General features: G+C 56.1%; 15 protein-coding genes. 9 read left to right on the top strand and 6 right to left on the bottom strand.

Annotation, left to right across the window (positions count from 1 at the left end; translation table 11 throughout):
- Positions 1-302: 302 nt before the first annotated feature.
- A complete protein-coding gene (locus ACXAC3_RS09910; protein WP_475159324.1) occupies positions 303-1,220 on the bottom strand; it encodes a LysR family transcriptional regulator in 918 nt (305 codons plus the stop codon).
- Positions 1,221-1,322: 102 nt separating this feature from the next.
- Here ACXAC3_RS09910 and ACXAC3_RS09905 point away from each other — a divergent pair, with 102 nt between their 5' ends.
- The 9 genes from ACXAC3_RS09905 to ACXAC3_RS09865 all read left to right on the top strand — a co-directional run bounded on the left by ACXAC3_RS09905 (position 1,323) and on the right by ACXAC3_RS09865 (position 9,140).
- The gene (locus ACXAC3_RS09905) at positions 1,323-2,282 is read left to right on the top strand and encodes a tripartite tricarboxylate transporter substrate binding protein (RefSeq protein ID WP_475159322.1); all 960 of its coding nucleotides are present in this window, start codon (positions 1,323-1,325) and stop codon (positions 2,280-2,282) included.
- Positions 2,283-2,350: 68 nt separating this feature from the next.
- Positions 2,351-2,818, top strand: coding sequence for a tripartite tricarboxylate transporter TctB family protein (locus tag ACXAC3_RS09900; protein ID WP_475159321.1), 468 nt, complete (start codon positions 2,351-2,353; stop codon positions 2,816-2,818).
- Positions 2,819-2,824: 6 nt separating this feature from the next.
- Complete coding sequence (locus ACXAC3_RS09895; protein ID WP_475159320.1) at positions 2,825-4,339, top strand: tripartite tricarboxylate transporter permease; 1,515 nt, start codon at positions 2,825-2,827, stop codon at positions 4,337-4,339.
- Positions 4,332-5,435 (top strand): lyase family protein, encoded by a 1,104-nt coding sequence (locus ACXAC3_RS09890; RefSeq protein ID WP_475159319.1) that lies wholly within the window; start codon positions 4,332-4,334, stop codon positions 5,433-5,435. The genes ACXAC3_RS09895 and ACXAC3_RS09890 overlap by 8 nt, the downstream gene beginning before the upstream one ends.
- Before the next feature lie 133 nt (positions 5,436-5,568).
- Positions 5,569-6,159, top strand: a complete 591-nt coding sequence (locus ACXAC3_RS09885; RefSeq protein WP_475159317.1) for a TetR/AcrR family transcriptional regulator — start codon at positions 5,569-5,571, stop codon at positions 6,157-6,159.
- Positions 6,156-6,419 (top strand): hypothetical protein, encoded by a 264-nt coding sequence (locus ACXAC3_RS09880; RefSeq protein ID WP_475159316.1) that lies wholly within the window; start codon positions 6,156-6,158, stop codon positions 6,417-6,419. Before ACXAC3_RS09885 ends, ACXAC3_RS09880 begins: the two co-directional genes overlap by 4 nt.
- A gap of 9 nt (positions 6,420-6,428) precedes the next feature.
- Positions 6,429-7,580: an aromatic ring-hydroxylating oxygenase subunit alpha gene (locus tag ACXAC3_RS09875; protein WP_475159314.1), complete on the top strand. Its 1,152-nt coding sequence runs from the start codon at positions 6,429-6,431 to the stop codon at positions 7,578-7,580.
- A gap of 18 nt (positions 7,581-7,598) precedes the next feature.
- Positions 7,599-8,072, top strand: coding sequence for a hypothetical protein (locus ACXAC3_RS09870; protein ID WP_475159312.1), 474 nt, complete (start codon positions 7,599-7,601; stop codon positions 8,070-8,072).
- A 12-nt stretch (positions 8,073-8,084) separates the two neighbouring features.
- On the top strand, positions 8,085-9,140 hold the full coding sequence (locus tag ACXAC3_RS09865; RefSeq protein ID WP_475159310.1) for a 2Fe-2S iron-sulfur cluster-binding protein: 1,056 nt from the start codon (positions 8,085-8,087) through the stop codon (positions 9,138-9,140).
- 994 nt (positions 9,141-10,134) lie between these two features.
- Here ACXAC3_RS09865 and ACXAC3_RS09860 read toward each other — a convergent pair.
- The 5 genes from ACXAC3_RS09860 to ACXAC3_RS09840 are packed head-to-tail and all read right to left on the bottom strand — an operon-like array spanning position 10,135 to position 14,944.
- Complete coding sequence (locus ACXAC3_RS09860) at positions 10,135-11,268, bottom strand: Gfo/Idh/MocA family protein (RefSeq protein WP_475159309.1); 1,134 nt, start codon at positions 11,266-11,268, stop codon at positions 10,135-10,137.
- Positions 11,269-11,279: 11 nt separating this feature from the next.
- On the bottom strand, positions 11,280-12,020 hold the full coding sequence (locus ACXAC3_RS09855) for a sugar phosphate isomerase/epimerase family protein (RefSeq protein ID WP_475159307.1): 741 nt from the start codon (positions 12,018-12,020) through the stop codon (positions 11,280-11,282).
- Positions 12,021-12,066: 46 nt separating this feature from the next.
- Positions 12,067-13,146 carry an ABC transporter ATP-binding protein gene (locus ACXAC3_RS09850; protein WP_475159306.1) on the bottom strand — a complete coding sequence of 360 codons (1,080 nt, stop codon included), beginning with the start codon at positions 13,144-13,146 and terminating at the stop codon, positions 12,067-12,069.
- Positions 13,147-13,152: 6 nt separating this feature from the next.
- The gene (locus ACXAC3_RS09845) at positions 13,153-14,058 is read right to left on the bottom strand and encodes a carbohydrate ABC transporter permease (protein ID WP_475159304.1); all 906 of its coding nucleotides are present in this window, start codon (positions 14,056-14,058) and stop codon (positions 13,153-13,155) included.
- Complete coding sequence (locus ACXAC3_RS09840; protein ID WP_475159303.1) at positions 14,051-14,944, bottom strand: carbohydrate ABC transporter permease; 894 nt, start codon at positions 14,942-14,944, stop codon at positions 14,051-14,053. Before ACXAC3_RS09840 ends, ACXAC3_RS09845 begins: the two co-directional genes overlap by 8 nt.
- Positions 14,945-14,971 lie beyond the last annotated feature (27 nt).

The raw sequence follows: 14,971 nt of genomic DNA, 5'->3' as shown, positions 1-14,971 counted from the left end.
AGCGTTGCTGTTGCCAAAGCGAAGGTCTCAAATCCTGAAATCGACCGAGATCTGGAGCCTTGACTTCTTGTAGTTTTCTTTGCCTACCCTTTTATCCGTCTCTTTCTGCTTCCTAGTACTCCTGGTATTCGCACTCATTTTCACTGCTTGACGGCGACAATACGCCTAAAATCCACTGCTACGCGATCAGTGCATATCGCTACCTCGGCTGACAGGCCAAACACCTATTCACCAAGAAATTTTGGCCTGAAGTAGCTATAGGTCACTTGGATATCTGCTGCAGCGAGTGCGAGCAAAGGTTTTTAATGCGCAAGTTCAAGCGTCGGGCTTTGTTTCGCCATTTCAGTTGCAACGTCGCTCAGCGCTCTTTCAAACCAGATCAAAGCATCGGACTTGGACTGCGAAACTGGGTAGAGCAGACCAAAAGTCATCCAGCGTTCAGGCGTCACTGGCACGAGTGCAAGTTTGTCCCGCCCGACTTGTTCAGCAACCAATTCATCCGCAATTGTTATTCCCACCCCCTCAGCGACCAAGGAACAGGCGAGCTGTGATGCGGCAACCTCGCAAGTCTGCCGAGGTATGACACCTTCCGAATTGAAAATGTCATCTAATTGATCGCGCAGTAGCAGCCCGCGCATCAAGCGTATTACTGTTTCTTGGGCAAGATCGGACGCTGTCAGCTCTGTTCGATTTGAAAGCTGGTGATCTGTTGGTAGAACGACCTGAGCCCTCACTCTCAACAAAGGTTTGGTGATGATACCTGGATGATCGACCGGCAGCGCGCCAATCCCGATATCGTATTCCCGTCCGGCCAGCCATTTTCCTGCTTCTCTTCGGGCCCGCACATCCAGGCTGATATTGGTGTCGGGATTGTTTTTCATGTACCGCGCGACAGCCGGGGCCGACAGGGATTGCGCGATCCTTGGCATGGTCACGATGCGCAATGTTTCAGTGCGCCCCGCCTTGATGTCGGCGGCAATGCGCGGAACCTCATCAAGGTTGTCAAGGATCCGTCCGGCCTCTTTGTAAAAGGCCAGCCCTTCCGGGGTCGGGGTCAGGTTTCGGCCGCTGCGATCGAAAAGCGTCAGTTTGAGCTCGGCTTCCAGCCCCGAAATCAGACGGCTGATCGCGGGCTGGCTAAGGTGAAGGATCTCGGATGCGGCGACAAGCGAGCCTTCGGACAACGTTGCCCGAAACGCGCGCAGGGCTTTGATATTCATTTTCGATGCTTTCGATATTTGCAAGAGTAGATAACATCTTTGCATTTTTTACAATAAAGGACTTGGCGTAAGTTTGTCCCAAGTGAAATTGGGAGGAAACACATGATACGCAGAACTTTTCTTGGTGCTGCAATCGCGGCTATTGCCGCCACCGCATCCGTCACCGCGGGCTATGCCGCGGATTGGCCGAAACGACCGATCAACCTCGTTGTTCCCTACAAGGCTGGCGGAGGCACCGATGCCTATGCCCGGGCCATTTCGGCCGCTGCCGAAGGTGTTTTGGATGTGCCTGTGGTCGTTGTGAACAAGCCCGGATCTGGTGGGCTGAACGGTGCCAATGCCGTTGTCGGCGCCCGTCCCGATGGCTACACGATGATGATGACTTCCGGCGGGTCGTTCCTGTTGTCTACCATGACCCGCGACACGAAGATCGACGCTTTGGAAAGCTTTGATTTCGTGGCCCAGGTGGGTCAGTTGCAAACCTCGCTGATGGTGCCGGTCAACAGCCCGTTCGAAACCGTTCAGGACGTGATCGATGCGGCCAAGGCAAACCCGGGTGAATTGCGTTGGGCGCATTCGGGGCGCGGCGGGTTCCACCACGTCGGCGGCCTGGGCTTTCTCGCCAGCAATGGGATCGAGGCGCAGGATGTGCCGTTCAAAGGGGGCGGTCCGACCCGTGCCGCTCTGATCGGTGAGCAGGCGGATTTCGGGTTTCTCGGCGTTCAGCAGCTTGCAGGTTTCGAAGAACAATTGCGCGCGCTGGCCGTAAACAGTCAGGACCGTGACAGCATCATGAAGGACGTCCCGTCGTTGGGTGAGTTGGGCATTCCGTTCGCCGCTGTCTCCTCACCGGTGATCGTGTTTGCGCCAAAAGGCACACCGGAAGACGTGGTCGCCGCGATGCAAACCGCACTTGAGCAGATCGCTGCCAAGCCCGAGTTCGCCGAACTGCTCGCCTCGCGCGGAACGGGTCCGGTCTACCAGAGCGGTAAAGACGCCAAAGCGACACTGTCCGCCATGAAAGAGGACGCCACTCCCTTGGTTCAAAGTCTGACCAACTAAAGTTCTCAGGGCCGGATGGCAGTAGCCCCTCCGGCCCTTCTTTACCATTGGAATTCGGGAGGAAAATCATGCGTGCTTATGCCGAGGGTTTGGTGCTTGCCTTAATCTCGATCTTTGCCATTTGGGGCGCCTGGCAAGTGCCGGCTGCATCCCCGGGGGATACCTGGGCCGGGATAGTACCATTCTCAGCATCGGTTGCCTTGCTGTTCCTGTCGGGCCTGATGCTTTTGGGCGCCGCGCGCCAGACAGCGGGGCACCCGAGCCGGGAACAAGATGGCGGTGCAACCCTGCAGATCATCGGTCTGTTCATCATCGCCGTGATCTATCAACAATCCTTCCGCTGGTTCGGTTACCTGCTGCCCACGGCTATTGTTGCACCGATCGTCCTCTACTTCTTCGGCGTACGCAGTTGGGTCGGGCTGGGCTTGTCTGTGGTTCTCTGCCCGCTGGCTTTCCATCTCATCTTTTTTGTCCTGCTTGGTGTGTTCCCGCCCTATGGCGAGGTTTTCGACCTGCTCAGCTGGATTCAGGGGTAAAACATCATGGAAATTTTTCCCGCACTACTTTCGGTAATCACCGACCCCACACTGCTTTTTGCCATCGTCCTTGCCGCAGTGGTGGGCATGGTCGTGGGTGCCACACCCGGGCTGACGGCCTCGGCGGCAATTGCGATGCTGCTGCCAATCACCTTTTATATGTCGCCGATTTTTGCCCTCGCATTTCTCTACGTGATCGGCAAATCAGGCCGGTATGGCGGCTCGATTGCGGCCATCTTGTTCAACACGCCCGGAACGGCGGCCAGTGCTGCGACACAGATTGACGGCTACCCGCTTGCGCGGGCGGGAAAGGCGGGCAAGGCAATGAAAGTCGCCACGATCTCATCGATTATCGGTGACCTGATGGGGGAAATCCTGCTTGTCATCGGCGTCGGCTTCATCGCGGCCATCGCCCTGAAACTGGGTCCACCCGAAACCTTTGCAATCTACTTTGCCGCCTTCGTCGTCATCGGCTCTGTCATCGGCAATTCCATCGTCAAGGGTCTGGCATCGGCGTTGATGGGCATCCTGATTGCCATGGTCGGGCTTGATCCGATCTCAAGCGAAGAGCGCTATACGTTTGGGTCGTTCGAGCTGTCTAACGGCATTGGCCTTGTGCCGCTGATGATCGGTGTATTCGTTCTGGGCGAAGTCTTTGCCCAGTTGGAAACGCGCCGCCAATCCTTGGGCGAGACCGAAGAGAATGAAAGCACCAAAGACGGCAACACGCTGACCTGGGAAGAATACAAACCCTGCCTGCCGCATGCTTTTCGTAGTGGCTTTATCGGAGCAGGAATTGGTGTTCTGCCCGGCCTGGGATCTGCCATCGCGGCGTTCATCTCATATGGTGAGGGTAAACGCCGCGCCAAGAACCCCGAGATGTGGGGCAAAGGTGCGCTGGAAGGCGTGGCAGCCCCCGAGGCGGCCAATAACGCCGTATCCGGCCCATCGATGGCGCCGTTGCTGACACTGGGCATTCCGGGTTCGACCATCGGGGCAATCCTGCTGGGTGTCTTTCTGATCCATGGCATTCAGGTTGGCCCGACCCTGTTTCTGACGGACAAGGAACTGGTCTACAAGCTGTTTGCCTGCGGCATGCTGGGTATTCTGGCCTATGGTCTGATCGGCTATTTCGGTGCCACGCAGGTGGCTCGCCTGATCCTGAAAATCCCCACCAACGTTCTGTATCCGCTCATCTTTATGACGGCGTTTGTTGCGGCCTATTCCGCCCGTGGGTCTATGTTCGACGTGACGGTCATGACGATTGCGGGCTTTGCCGGCTGGCTGATGCGGAAATTCGACTTCAACGTCGCGGCCTTTGTGATCTCGTTCGTGCTGGCCAAGGGCGCCGAAGAGACCTTTCGCCAGTCGCTGCTGATGTCCGAGGGCGGTGCGATGATCTTTGTCGAGCGCCCAATCGCGCTGGCTTTCCTGATCGTTGGTTTGGCCGCCATGGCGTTCCGTGTCCGTGGAATCCTCAAAGAGCGCAAGATCGCACAGGGAGAGCTGGAAGATGCTTGACTATGGGATCTATCGGGACTGTTTTTCCAGCCCCGACATGCGCGCCATTTGGTCGGAACATGCCACGATTTCAGCCTGGCTAAAGATCGAACAGGTACTCGCCGAACATCAGGCAAGCGTCGGTCTGATTTCGACTGAGGCCGCTGCGGCGATCCAGGCGGTTTCAATCGGCGATCTGAACCGGGCCGAGTTGCAGGCCGAGATGATACTTGTCGGCCGCCCGATCGTAGGGCTGGTCCAGCAGTTGCGCAGGTTGCTGCCGGATTACGCGACCCAAGTGCATTTCCGCGCGACAACGCAGGACATCATGGACACCGCGATGGTCCTGCAGATGAAATTTGGGCTTGAGCACGCCCGGGCCAGTCTTTCGACGGTTGAGGCTTTGATCGACGATCACATCACTGCCTGTCAGGACACGATGATCATGGGGCGCACCAACGGTCAGCACGCTGTTCCAATCTATTTGGCGACGAAGTTCAAGGTCTGGCGATCCGAGCTGGCACGCCGGTCTCAGGCGTTGGAAGCAGCGGCGGAACGTGGTCTGAATGTTCAGATCGGTGGTCCTGTGGGTGATTTGCGCGGGTATGAAAACGGCACTGGCCAGCAAGTCAAACAGGGGGTCGCGGCCTCTCTGGGGTTGAACGTGGTCGAGCCACATTGGCAAAACGCGCGTGACGGGTTGGCCGACATCGTCACCGCTCTGGGCGCTTTGTGCGGGACGCTTTGCAAAATCGCCCACAACGTCAATCAGCTCTCGTCATCTGACATCGGTGAATTCACCGAGGTTCATGAGCCGGGCAAAGGTGCATCCTCTGCAATGACACACAAGCGAAACCAACGGGCCTCGGAATTCGGCGAAGCGGTGGCCCGTCTGGGACGACAACGCGCTGAACAGATTGGGGAGCTGACCCTGCACGAACATGAGCGGTCCGGCGGCGTCTGGATTGGCGAATGGATCGTCGTGCCTGAGACGTTTCTTCTGACCTCGGGCGCGTTGTGGTGGTCAGAACAAATGCTGAAGTCACTGGTCGTGAATCCGGTTGCGATGCGGAGGCTGGTGGCAGACGGCGCTCACTTGACCCCCCCCCGCGCGTAATTTGGTCTTTGCTTTGCAAGACTCCGCTGATCGCGGGCGGTCTGGTATTAGGGGCAGCCCGAAAGTAAATTGTCACTATTGACAAATTATAATCGGTCGTTATTTGTCAATGGTGACAATTTAAGAGGCGCAGATGCCAAGACCCTCGCTGAAAGACCAAAGATCCCACGAAATCCTTGAAGCCTACCTGACCTGCGTGGCGCGGTTCGGGCTTGAGGGCGCAACCCAGGCGCGTATTGCCGACGAGGCGGGTGTCAAGCGACCGCTTTTGCGCCATTATCTGGGCAATAGGGACGAGATGATCACGGCGCTGGCCGACTATGTCGTTGCGGGGTTCGCAGGTTCGCTGGACGGGCTACGTCAGGCTCTGCCGGACGGCGCAACGCCGTCCGATCTTGTGGACGAATTGTTTGCCGAAGCAAGCGGGACTGATCCGCGGTTGATGCTGGCGTACCAGTCGCTCGTGACAGCCGTTCCAGATCGACCGGATCTGCGGCAAGACCTGATGGACAGCCTCACGGAATTCTTCGACGTGGTCGAGGAAATCCTGAGGCGAGCCGCTCCTGACGCGGCGGATACCAGCATTCGCGCAGTGACGCAGGGAATATCGGCAATCTTTGTCAGCATGGACGCCCTGTCCCCGCTGGAGCCACCCGCAATTTGGCGCGCAGAATTGAAACTGGCGGCCACTTTGCTCGCCTCCACCCTGGAGACAACACCATGAGCCACGCCAGAACAGCGAACTACATCGCTCTGCCTGTCCTGCTGGCCGCCACAGCGCTGGGTCTTTACTGGGTCTGGGGGCTACTTTTTGTCTGGTGGATCATTCCGACAGTCATGAACGGGCAGGCTTTTCTGGTCTTTGAGATCAACCGCGCAGAGGACCCGGTTTTGTATTGGGCCATCGTTGGTCTCTGGGCGGCGCTGGGTCTGATGATGATCATGGCCAGCCTGTTTCCCCAATACGCTCATCTTCTGGTTTGAGGTGCCCTTATGACCAACATGTATCACCATCTGCCGGTTGACGCTTATACAGCGCAGGACTGGTTCGATCAGGAACAACGCCGGATCTTCTCGCGCACCTGGCGTTTCGCCGGTTTGGCCGAAGATATCGAAGGGCCGGGACATTACCTGTCGGTTCAGGCGGGCCTGAACAACCTTTTCATTGTCATGGGGCGCGACCACCGTCTGCGCGCCTTTCACAATATCTGCCGCCACCGGGGTACGCAGCTGATCCGGGCGGTCGGCAAGACGCAAAAGGCGCTCACCTGCCCTTATCACGACTGGACGTACGATCTGGAAGGCAACCTGATCTCGGTTCCCGATGAAGCGGCCGAGTTCCCCAAAGGTGTCGACAAATCCTGTCTTGGTCTAAAGCGCGCGAGCGTGGATGTCTGGCGCGGCATGTTTTTCGTGCACCCCGACCCGGACGCGCCGACTTTGGCGGAATGGTTCGGGGAGGTTGACCGGTATCTCGGGCCTCACAAGCCAGAGGAACTGGTCGAATATACCGAAGGCCGGAACAGCTATGAGATCAGGGCCAACTGGAAGATCGTCGTCGAGAATTATATCGACGTCTACCACCTGAGCCACCTGCATTCGAATACCCTGCACATGTATGACCATGCCAAGGCCGAGTACGGGTGGAAGGGGCCACACTATCACTTTTGGGAACCCCCGTCGGCGGCTTATGCGAAGGACCATGAAGCCAACCTGCCGATGCCGCGTACGATCCCTGAACCGCATGTAGGCGCTTGGGTTCCGATGCTGTTTCCCGGCATTGGCATCGGGGCCAGCGAGGAAAGCTGGAACCTGTTCATTGTCACTCCGCTGGCCCCTGATCTGACGCGGGTCGAAAACCGCACGAAGCTGGCCAACGTGTCGGACTGGGCGTTTCAGAAACAACAATGGAAAAGCCGGGGCTTCTGGAAGGACTTCGGCGGTGCAAAATACCAAGGCGACGATGCTGCCGGCGCCGACGACCCGATGGCTTCTGGCGATTTCACGGCAGAAGATATTTACGCCTGCGAGCAGCAGCAGAAGTCTCTGAAAAGCCCCTATCTTGAAATTGGCCCGGCCGGGATTGGCGAAAGCCCGATTACGCAGCACCAGAAGACGGTGCTGGATTTCATGCAGGATGACTGAACAATGCGGAGACAGATCATGAAACCAGTACAAGCCAGCCTGATCGGTGTTGCGCTCGCGTCGGGTCTGGTGCTGACGGCGCAGGCAGACGCGCCCGAGGACATAGCCGTTCGCGTCCTTCAGGCCCAGGACGACCAAAGCCTGCTGGCCACATGGGACAACTGGCACCCCGAAGCCACGCATCAGGTCATCCTAAAATACGGTATGGGGCAAGAGGATGACGTCTTCTCATACCGGGTCGCCGACGCATCTGATGCCGAAGACCCCGAACTCACGCAGGCGTTGGAGGGCTACACTGAAACCGCACGATCCGCGCGTCGGATTACCGCGCGCATCGAGGACGGAGTGCAGCACGTCACAGCCGTTACCCGCGTCGATTATGACTGGCAGGGATATGTCGGCAAAATGCGTCAGACCGATGATTTTGTCTTTGAACCTTATCTTGGCCGCGCGGTGATCCGTTCTTTGACCACGACATACGATTACCGGTGACGGGAAACCCAAATGCTACGTGACTTTCATTCGCTGACTGTATCCGACATTCGCAGGGAAATCGGCGGCGCGGCCACCAGTGTTTTTTTTGACGTCCCTCCGGCACTGACAAAACCGTTTCAATGGACGGCCGGACAACATCTGACCGTCAGATTTTGGATTGACGGGCAGGAACAAAGGCGAAGCTACACCGTTTCGAACCCTCCCGGATCAACGTTGCGCATCACGGTGAAACGCGTGAAAGGCGGGATCGTCTCGAACCACATAGGTGACAAGCTATCACCGGGAGATGCTGTTGAGGTCCTGCCCCCGTTCGGACAGTTTGTGCTGCGCCCGGGGCCCCTGACGCGCCGCACCCATTATTTCTTTGGCGCAGGCAGTGGCATCACGCCGTTGTTTGCGATGATCAACTCGGTTCTGGCAAGCGAGTCTCACTCCACGGCGCATCTGGTATATGGCAATACAAATGCGGACAGCATCATTTTCCGGGACGATTTGGAGAAGATACAGACGCAAAACCCACAGAGGTTCACTTTACGGCATGTTCTGTCCCACCCCGCCTTGCTCAGTTGGTTCAGCCCCTGGCGCACGGGGCGGCTTGATGCAGATGCCATTAAGGCCGCAATTGCCGAAACGCCGCCGGTTGCCCAGGACGCCCAATACTGGATCTGCGGCCCTGGCAGCATGAACTCAGATATCCGCGCTGCGCTGCAAAATCTGGACGTTCCCAAAGACCGTATTCATATGGAAAGCTTTGGTGGCTTTGTTAACAGCGACAAGAGCGTGTCCGGCATGGCCGCAACCGCGCGCATCAACTTGAATGGCGAAACAACGGTTGTTCCGGTTGCCGCTGGCCAAACCCTGCTTGAGGCCGCCCGATCAGCCGGGCTCACCCCTCCCTTTAGTTGTCAATCCGGCGTCTGCGGTGCCTGCATCGCTCGGATGACGGAGGGCAGTGTCCACATGCAAAACCACATGGCACTGGAAGATGATGACATTGCAAACGGGCTTATTCTAAGCTGCCAGAGCGTTGCAACCCACGCGGCCCTTAGTGTGAAGTTTGAATAGTGTTATTGGAAACGCGCGCCTACCGGTAAGGTTTTCGACTGCGTCCCGCTGTAACAACTCACATTGAAGACCAGATTTTAACACTCAAAGATTGCCAAACTGGTTGCGAGGCGCGGTCGTCACAATCCCTAAGCTTCTAATCTACGCTTGTTTGACAATGCTCGCCTCAAAAGGTGGCATCCGGAACGCACTGAAAAAACTTTGATTTCCAATGCAGATGCAATGATCGCGATCGCCGCCTGTTTTACGAGATGAAGCTGCCGCTGACTTCAGTACCGAAATTACCGCCTTGGTATTTCAGCAAAGCAGTTGTTTGCGATCCTAGAGATCATTACTGCGGCACTCATGGTAATAATTTAGGTCAGTTTGCGAGCAATTTTTGTGCGCACTGAATTTCCACATGCGATGTCCTATTAGCCAGACATAGGACTTCGCTTCAAACTCGGCGGCAATCAAAGCGCCAAGCATTCGGACATTGGAGCGCTTCATCCCAGCTAATGATCGTGCCGACGCAGTATCTGCAGATTTGTTAGAAAAGTCACAATCTCAGGTTAATGTCTTCGTCATACGGAGGGAACCAACCTGAGAAAATCCGGTTTAAACCCTGCAGTATTTGCGGACTTTCCAATTCCTCATTCAGATATACTGGGGCGACGCCACAACACGACAACGACTGCATTAAGGCGTTCGGTTCCCATCTAAACCGCCATTGGGACGCGGCGGAACTTGATGCTCTGGAGCAGCGACGAAAGGTTCCCTGGCTAACATTGGGCCCGGAGCCAGGCCTCAAGCCAACTGTTCAACGCAGACACATACATCGTGGACTTTGAGAGGAGCATCGCGCTGCAAAACCAAATGACCGCAGAGAATTAGCCTGAAGTCACCCCAAGAAACTCGCTGTCGTAAACCGGGCGCCCTGGCTCATCGCTAACTGCTTGCGATGCCCAATTTAACAAACACTGCCAAACGAAATTCTGTAGTGGTCCGCTCCCGTCTACTTGATCAGAATTTCAGCCTTTTCCGGCGACAGTATTTCAGGCCGGTCACACGTCGTTTTGAGATCGATCCAACAGCGCTTTTCAGCTGCTTCCAACATGGCCGTCATAACCTCAACCACATGTGTTGCCAGTTCGAGGCTGCATCGGTGTGGTACATCCTGATAAATCGCAGAGACCATATCCGCGAGCCCGGCGCAGCGGTAGTTGGCTTGGTCTACGCCACCTCCGTCCTGTGTATTTAGGACTGAAAACGGATGGCCGCGGTCGGCGATTAACGTAGCTTCACCATCTTCCTTCAATAGGAAAACATCACCGCCAAAGAAATTGGGATCAGGGACAAAGAGGGATCCTTCGGTGCCATAGAGCTCCATGTTGGCATGCCGATGCCCCCATACGTCCCAACTGGCCCCGAACGTCACCAGCGCACCGCCAACAAATTCGAGGATCGCGTGAATATTGGTTGGCGTATCAACCCGGACCGCTTCGCCCTTTCGCGGACCACTACCAATAGTGCGTGTCGGGAAACCGGTCGTTGCCATTGCCGTAACGGATTTCACTGGCCCTATCAGCTGCACGAGGTTGGTCAGGTAATATGGCCCGAGATCAAGAACAGGGCCCCCGCCGGGCTGGAAGAAAAAGTCGGGATTGGGGTGCCAGGCCTCCATGCCGTGGGACATGACGTGGCATGTGCCGCCTATGATCTGACCCGCCTGCCCTTCATCCAGGGCCGCGCGGGCAAGCTGATGTGCGCCACCCAGGAAAGTATCTGGTGCCGACCCGACCCTAAGCCCGTTTTTTTGCGAAAGTTGGCGGAGTTCCTCACCCTGTTCGAGCGTCAGAACAAAGGGTTTCTCAGAATAGGCGTGTTTACCATTCTCCAAGATCCGCTTGGTCACTTCAAAGTGCGCGGCCGGCACGGTCAGGTTGACCACCACGTCGATATCCTGTGCGCCCAGCAGATCATCGATATTTTCGGCTCTTACGCCAAACTCCTGAGCGCGGGCCTCGGCAGCGTCCATATCCAGATCGGCCACTGCCCGGACGTCCAAGAATTTGAATAATGGGGCCAATTTCAGGTATGACGCAGAAATGTTGCCGCACCCGATAATTCCCACACCGAAGGTTTTCATGGCAACTCCTCTCAGAATGCCTGAATGCTGGCAAGCGACCGGGACGCCATGCGTTTGTGATCGCTCGGCTTGTCATGTTCGATGATGTATCTTTCGACCCCGGCAGCATCCATGGCCCGTTTGATGGCGACCCAGTCCATGGTGCCAAATCCAACGTCAGACCAGCCGTCTTCGTCCAGATTTTCTCCCTTGGGGGCGACATCTTTCACGTGAACCGCAACAACTTTGCCGGACAGCTTTTCCAACCAATCGACAGGGTTCTGCTCTGCGACCTCGACCCAGGCAAGATCAAGCTCGATTTTGATGTCATCGGATGCGTCAGCAATCAGGTCGAGGGGCATCACACCTTCGACCGGGATCAGTTCGAATTCGTGATTATGCCAGGCAAACTGCAACCCTGCCGCGATTATCGGCTTGCCGGCAATTGCCAGTCGCTCACCAAAGTCTTTCCACCCTGCCGCCGTCGCAGGCCGGTCTGACGGGGCCAGGAATGGAACCACAACAACCTGAATACCCAAAGCTCTGGCGATCTCGACCACGCGCTCAGGATCGGTTTCAACCGAATCCAAAGAAAAATGCGCTGTTGGCATCTTGAGTTGGTTCGCTTCGAGCATCGCCGCAGTTTCAGACGGGTTCTCGAAATAGGGTCCGAACCCCTCAACTTCGCTGATACCAAGGTCGGCGAGCATTGAAAAAGTCTCGGCAGAGTCCCAGTCACGCGATGAATAAAGTTGGTAGGAAATGGATGGCATGCTGTTTTCCTCAGAGATTGGTGTTGGGCTTTCGCAGGTGGGGATCTCAGAGCCGCAGCTCTGTTTGCTTGTCAAAGAGTGACGCCCGTTCCGGATTGAGGCCAATTCGAAGCGTTTCGCCGATGGTCACCTTGGCCTGACCATCCATGCGCACCCGAAACGGCGTCCCGGCCAGCTCACAGTCGACCAGCGTGTCAGAGCCGGTGGGCTCGATAAGCCCGACGGTCACATCCGTTTGGAACGGAGCGTTGCCGACCAGCTCGCCCGTCACCACATGTTCCGGCCGAATGCCCAGTGTGGCGGCGCCATTTGTTGGGCTGTCGCCGGCGTATGTATATCCGGTCATAGGAATGGACAGATCACCAATCTCGAACACCTGCCCGTCAACGCGGCCTTCGAGAAAATTCATGGATGGCGAACCGATAAAACCGGCTACGTATTTGTTGATCGGTCGCCCATAGATTTCGTCGGGTGTGCCAAGTTGCATGATCTGACCGCCGCGCATGATTGCGATCCGGTCGGCAAGTGTCATAGCCTCGATCTGGTCATGCGTCACGTAGATCATCGTGTTTTCCAGATTCTGGTGCAGGCGCTTGATCTCGACCCTGAGATCGGCCCGCAATTTGGCGTCAAGATTTGAAAGCGGCTCATCAAACAGAAACACGTCCACGTCGCGCACCAAGGCACGCCCAATCGCCACGCGCTGTCGCTGTCCGCCGGACAACGCCGCAGGCTTACGTTTCAACAGCGGCTCGATCTGCAGAACTTCGGACGCCCGCTTGATACGTTGTGCGATCTCGGCCTTCGGAAGTTTGGCGTTTTTCAGACCAAAGGAAAGGTTACCTTCGACCGTCATCTGCGGGTACAGCGCGTAGGACTGAAAAACCATTCCGATTCCACGTTCCGACGGCTCGGCCCAGGTAACGTTGGTGCCATTGATGTGTATCTGCCCGGCCGTCACATCAAGCAGCCCTGCGATACAATTCAGCAGCGTTGACTTACCGCAACCGGACGAACCGAGCAAAACCAGAAACTCGCCTTTTCCGATCTCCAGGTTCAGGTTCTGAAGAACTTTGACCGAGCCGAACTCCAGGTCGAGGTTTTTGATTTCAACTGAATTATTCATGAGGATTTACCCTTTGACTGCGCCGGCGGCGATGCCGCGAACGAAGAGTTTCCCGGAGACGAAATAGATAGTCAGTGGGACAAGGCCGGTAAGAATCGTTGCCGCCATGTTGACGTTGTATTCCTTAACCCCCTGAGTTGAGTTGACGATGTTATTGAGCGCCACGGTCATCGGGTAGGTTTCCGGTCGCGCATAGACAACTCCGAACAGAAAATCGTTCCAAATTCCGGTCACTTGCAGGATCACGGCAACCGTGAAAATCGGAACCGACATGGGCAGCATGATACGAAAATAGATGCCCCAGAAACCGGCACCGTCGACGCGTGCTGCCTTGAACAGTTCTTCCGGCAACGAAGTGAAATAGTTTCGGAACAGCAGCGTCAGGATCGGCATGCCAAAAATGGTGTGAACGATCACAAGACCACTCAGCGAACCGTAGATACCCATTTCGCGCAACATAATGACGATTGGATAAAGCATCACCTGATAGGGTATGAACGCGCCGAATATGAGGATGGTAAAGAACACATCCGCACCTTTGAACTTCCAGTTGGCAAGGGCGTAGCCATTTACCGAGGCAATTGCGATGGATACAAATACCGATGGAACCGTGATCCTGACGGAGTTCCAGAACCCGGTGCTGAGCCCGTCGCAGGTCAACCCCGTACAGGCTTCGGACCAGGCTTTCACCCAAGGCGCAAAGGTCACCTCAACAGGCGGGGAAAACACGTTACCCAACCGGATTTCGGGCATACCTTTGAGTGATGTTACGATCATCACGTAGAGCGGCAGCGCATAGTATGTCGCGACGACAAATAGCGTGCCGTAGAGAAACACATTTCGGCGCGAGATGAACTTTTGCGGCTTGGGACCCTGTGGCCCTGAAAGTTCCTGGGACGTCGCATCAACCACGGTTCTTCGAGCCTCCGAATTCGAGAATTGCCCACGGGATCACGATCAGCGCAACGGTCACAAGCATCATCGTAGAAGCGGCAAAACCCTGACCAAGATTGTTGGCGCGGAACATCATGTCGTAGACATATTTCGCGGGCACCTCGGTCGAGACACCCGGACCGCCGCCTGTCTGCGCAACGATAAGGTCGTAGATCTTCACAATACCTGTCACGACCAAAACCAGGGTCGTGACGAAGACCGGTCGCATCATCGGAATAACTACAAAGATATAGGTTTTCCACGCCGGGATTCCGTCGATGCGCGCCGCCTTCCAAACCTCTTGATCAATGCCGCGTAAGCCGGCGAGCATAAGGACCATGACGAGGCCGCTGCCTTGCCACAGCCCGGCGATCAGAACTCCGAATATTGCGATATCGGCGTTGTACAGCGGGTCGAACGCAAAGCTTTCCCAGCCCAGGTTCTGAACGATGCTCTGAATGCCGAAATCGGGGTTCAGAATCCATTGCCAGACCAGACCGGTAACCACAAAGCTGAGGGCGTAGGGGTAAAGAATGACTGTGCGTACGGTGTTCTCAAAGCGAATTTTTTGATCAATCAACGCCGCCAGAATGAAGCCGATCACAAAAACCAGCACCAACATGCAAAGCCCGTAGATGATCAGGTTCTCGATCGAAACAAGCCATCTGTTGGTTGACCACAGCCTTTCATACTGGTCCAGGCCAACCCAATTCAGACGTGGCAAAAGGCCGGACTTTGTGAAGCTGTAGACAACGGTCCATGCTGTGCCGCCAACGAAGACGAAAAGCGCAGTCACGATCATCGGGATCGCCGCGATTTTTGCGGACTTGTTGCGAAACAATTGGCTCGGGCGCCCGTTGCTCATGCGCTTTCCCCAATTCTAAAGTTGATT

The organism is Ruegeria sp. ABV4_181 (genome assembly GCF_056158465.1).
The sequence above is the reverse complement of the archived record's forward strand: the minus strand, read 5'-3'. Positions and strand labels throughout refer to the sequence as shown.

What these genes read in the sequence shown, in the direction of transcription:
- ACXAC3_RS09910 (WP_475159324.1), bottom strand. Translation starts at nt 1,220, where the DNA reads ATGAATATCAAAGCCCTGCGCGCGTTTCGGGCAACGTTGTCCGAAGGC.
- ACXAC3_RS09905 (WP_475159322.1), top strand. Translation starts at nt 1,323, where the DNA reads ATGATACGCAGAACTTTTCTTGGTGCTGCAATCGCGGCTATTGCCGCC.
- ACXAC3_RS09900 (WP_475159321.1), top strand. Translation starts at nt 2,351, where the DNA reads ATGCGTGCTTATGCCGAGGGTTTGGTGCTTGCCTTAATCTCGATCTTT.
- ACXAC3_RS09895 (WP_475159320.1), top strand. Translation starts at nt 2,825, where the DNA reads ATGGAAATTTTTCCCGCACTACTTTCGGTAATCACCGACCCCACACTG.
- ACXAC3_RS09890 (WP_475159319.1), top strand. Translation starts at nt 4,332, where the DNA reads ATGCTTGACTATGGGATCTATCGGGACTGTTTTTCCAGCCCCGACATG.
- ACXAC3_RS09885 (WP_475159317.1), top strand. Translation starts at nt 5,569, where the DNA reads ATGCCAAGACCCTCGCTGAAAGACCAAAGATCCCACGAAATCCTTGAA.
- ACXAC3_RS09880 (WP_475159316.1), top strand. Translation starts at nt 6,156, where the DNA reads ATGAGCCACGCCAGAACAGCGAACTACATCGCTCTGCCTGTCCTGCTG.
- ACXAC3_RS09875 (WP_475159314.1), top strand. Translation starts at nt 6,429, where the DNA reads ATGACCAACATGTATCACCATCTGCCGGTTGACGCTTATACAGCGCAG.
- ACXAC3_RS09870 (WP_475159312.1), top strand. Translation starts at nt 7,599, where the DNA reads ATGAAACCAGTACAAGCCAGCCTGATCGGTGTTGCGCTCGCGTCGGGT.
- ACXAC3_RS09865 (WP_475159310.1), top strand. Translation starts at nt 8,085, where the DNA reads ATGCTACGTGACTTTCATTCGCTGACTGTATCCGACATTCGCAGGGAA.
- ACXAC3_RS09860 (WP_475159309.1), bottom strand. Translation starts at nt 11,268, where the DNA reads ATGAAAACCTTCGGTGTGGGAATTATCGGGTGCGGCAACATTTCTGCG.
- ACXAC3_RS09855 (WP_475159307.1), bottom strand. Translation starts at nt 12,020, where the DNA reads ATGCCATCCATTTCCTACCAACTTTATTCATCGCGTGACTGGGACTCT.
- ACXAC3_RS09850 (WP_475159306.1), bottom strand. Translation starts at nt 13,146, where the DNA reads ATGAATAATTCAGTTGAAATCAAAAACCTCGACCTGGAGTTCGGCTCG.
- ACXAC3_RS09840 (WP_475159303.1), bottom strand. Translation starts at nt 14,944, where the DNA reads ATGAGCAACGGGCGCCCGAGCCAATTGTTTCGCAACAAGTCCGCAAAA.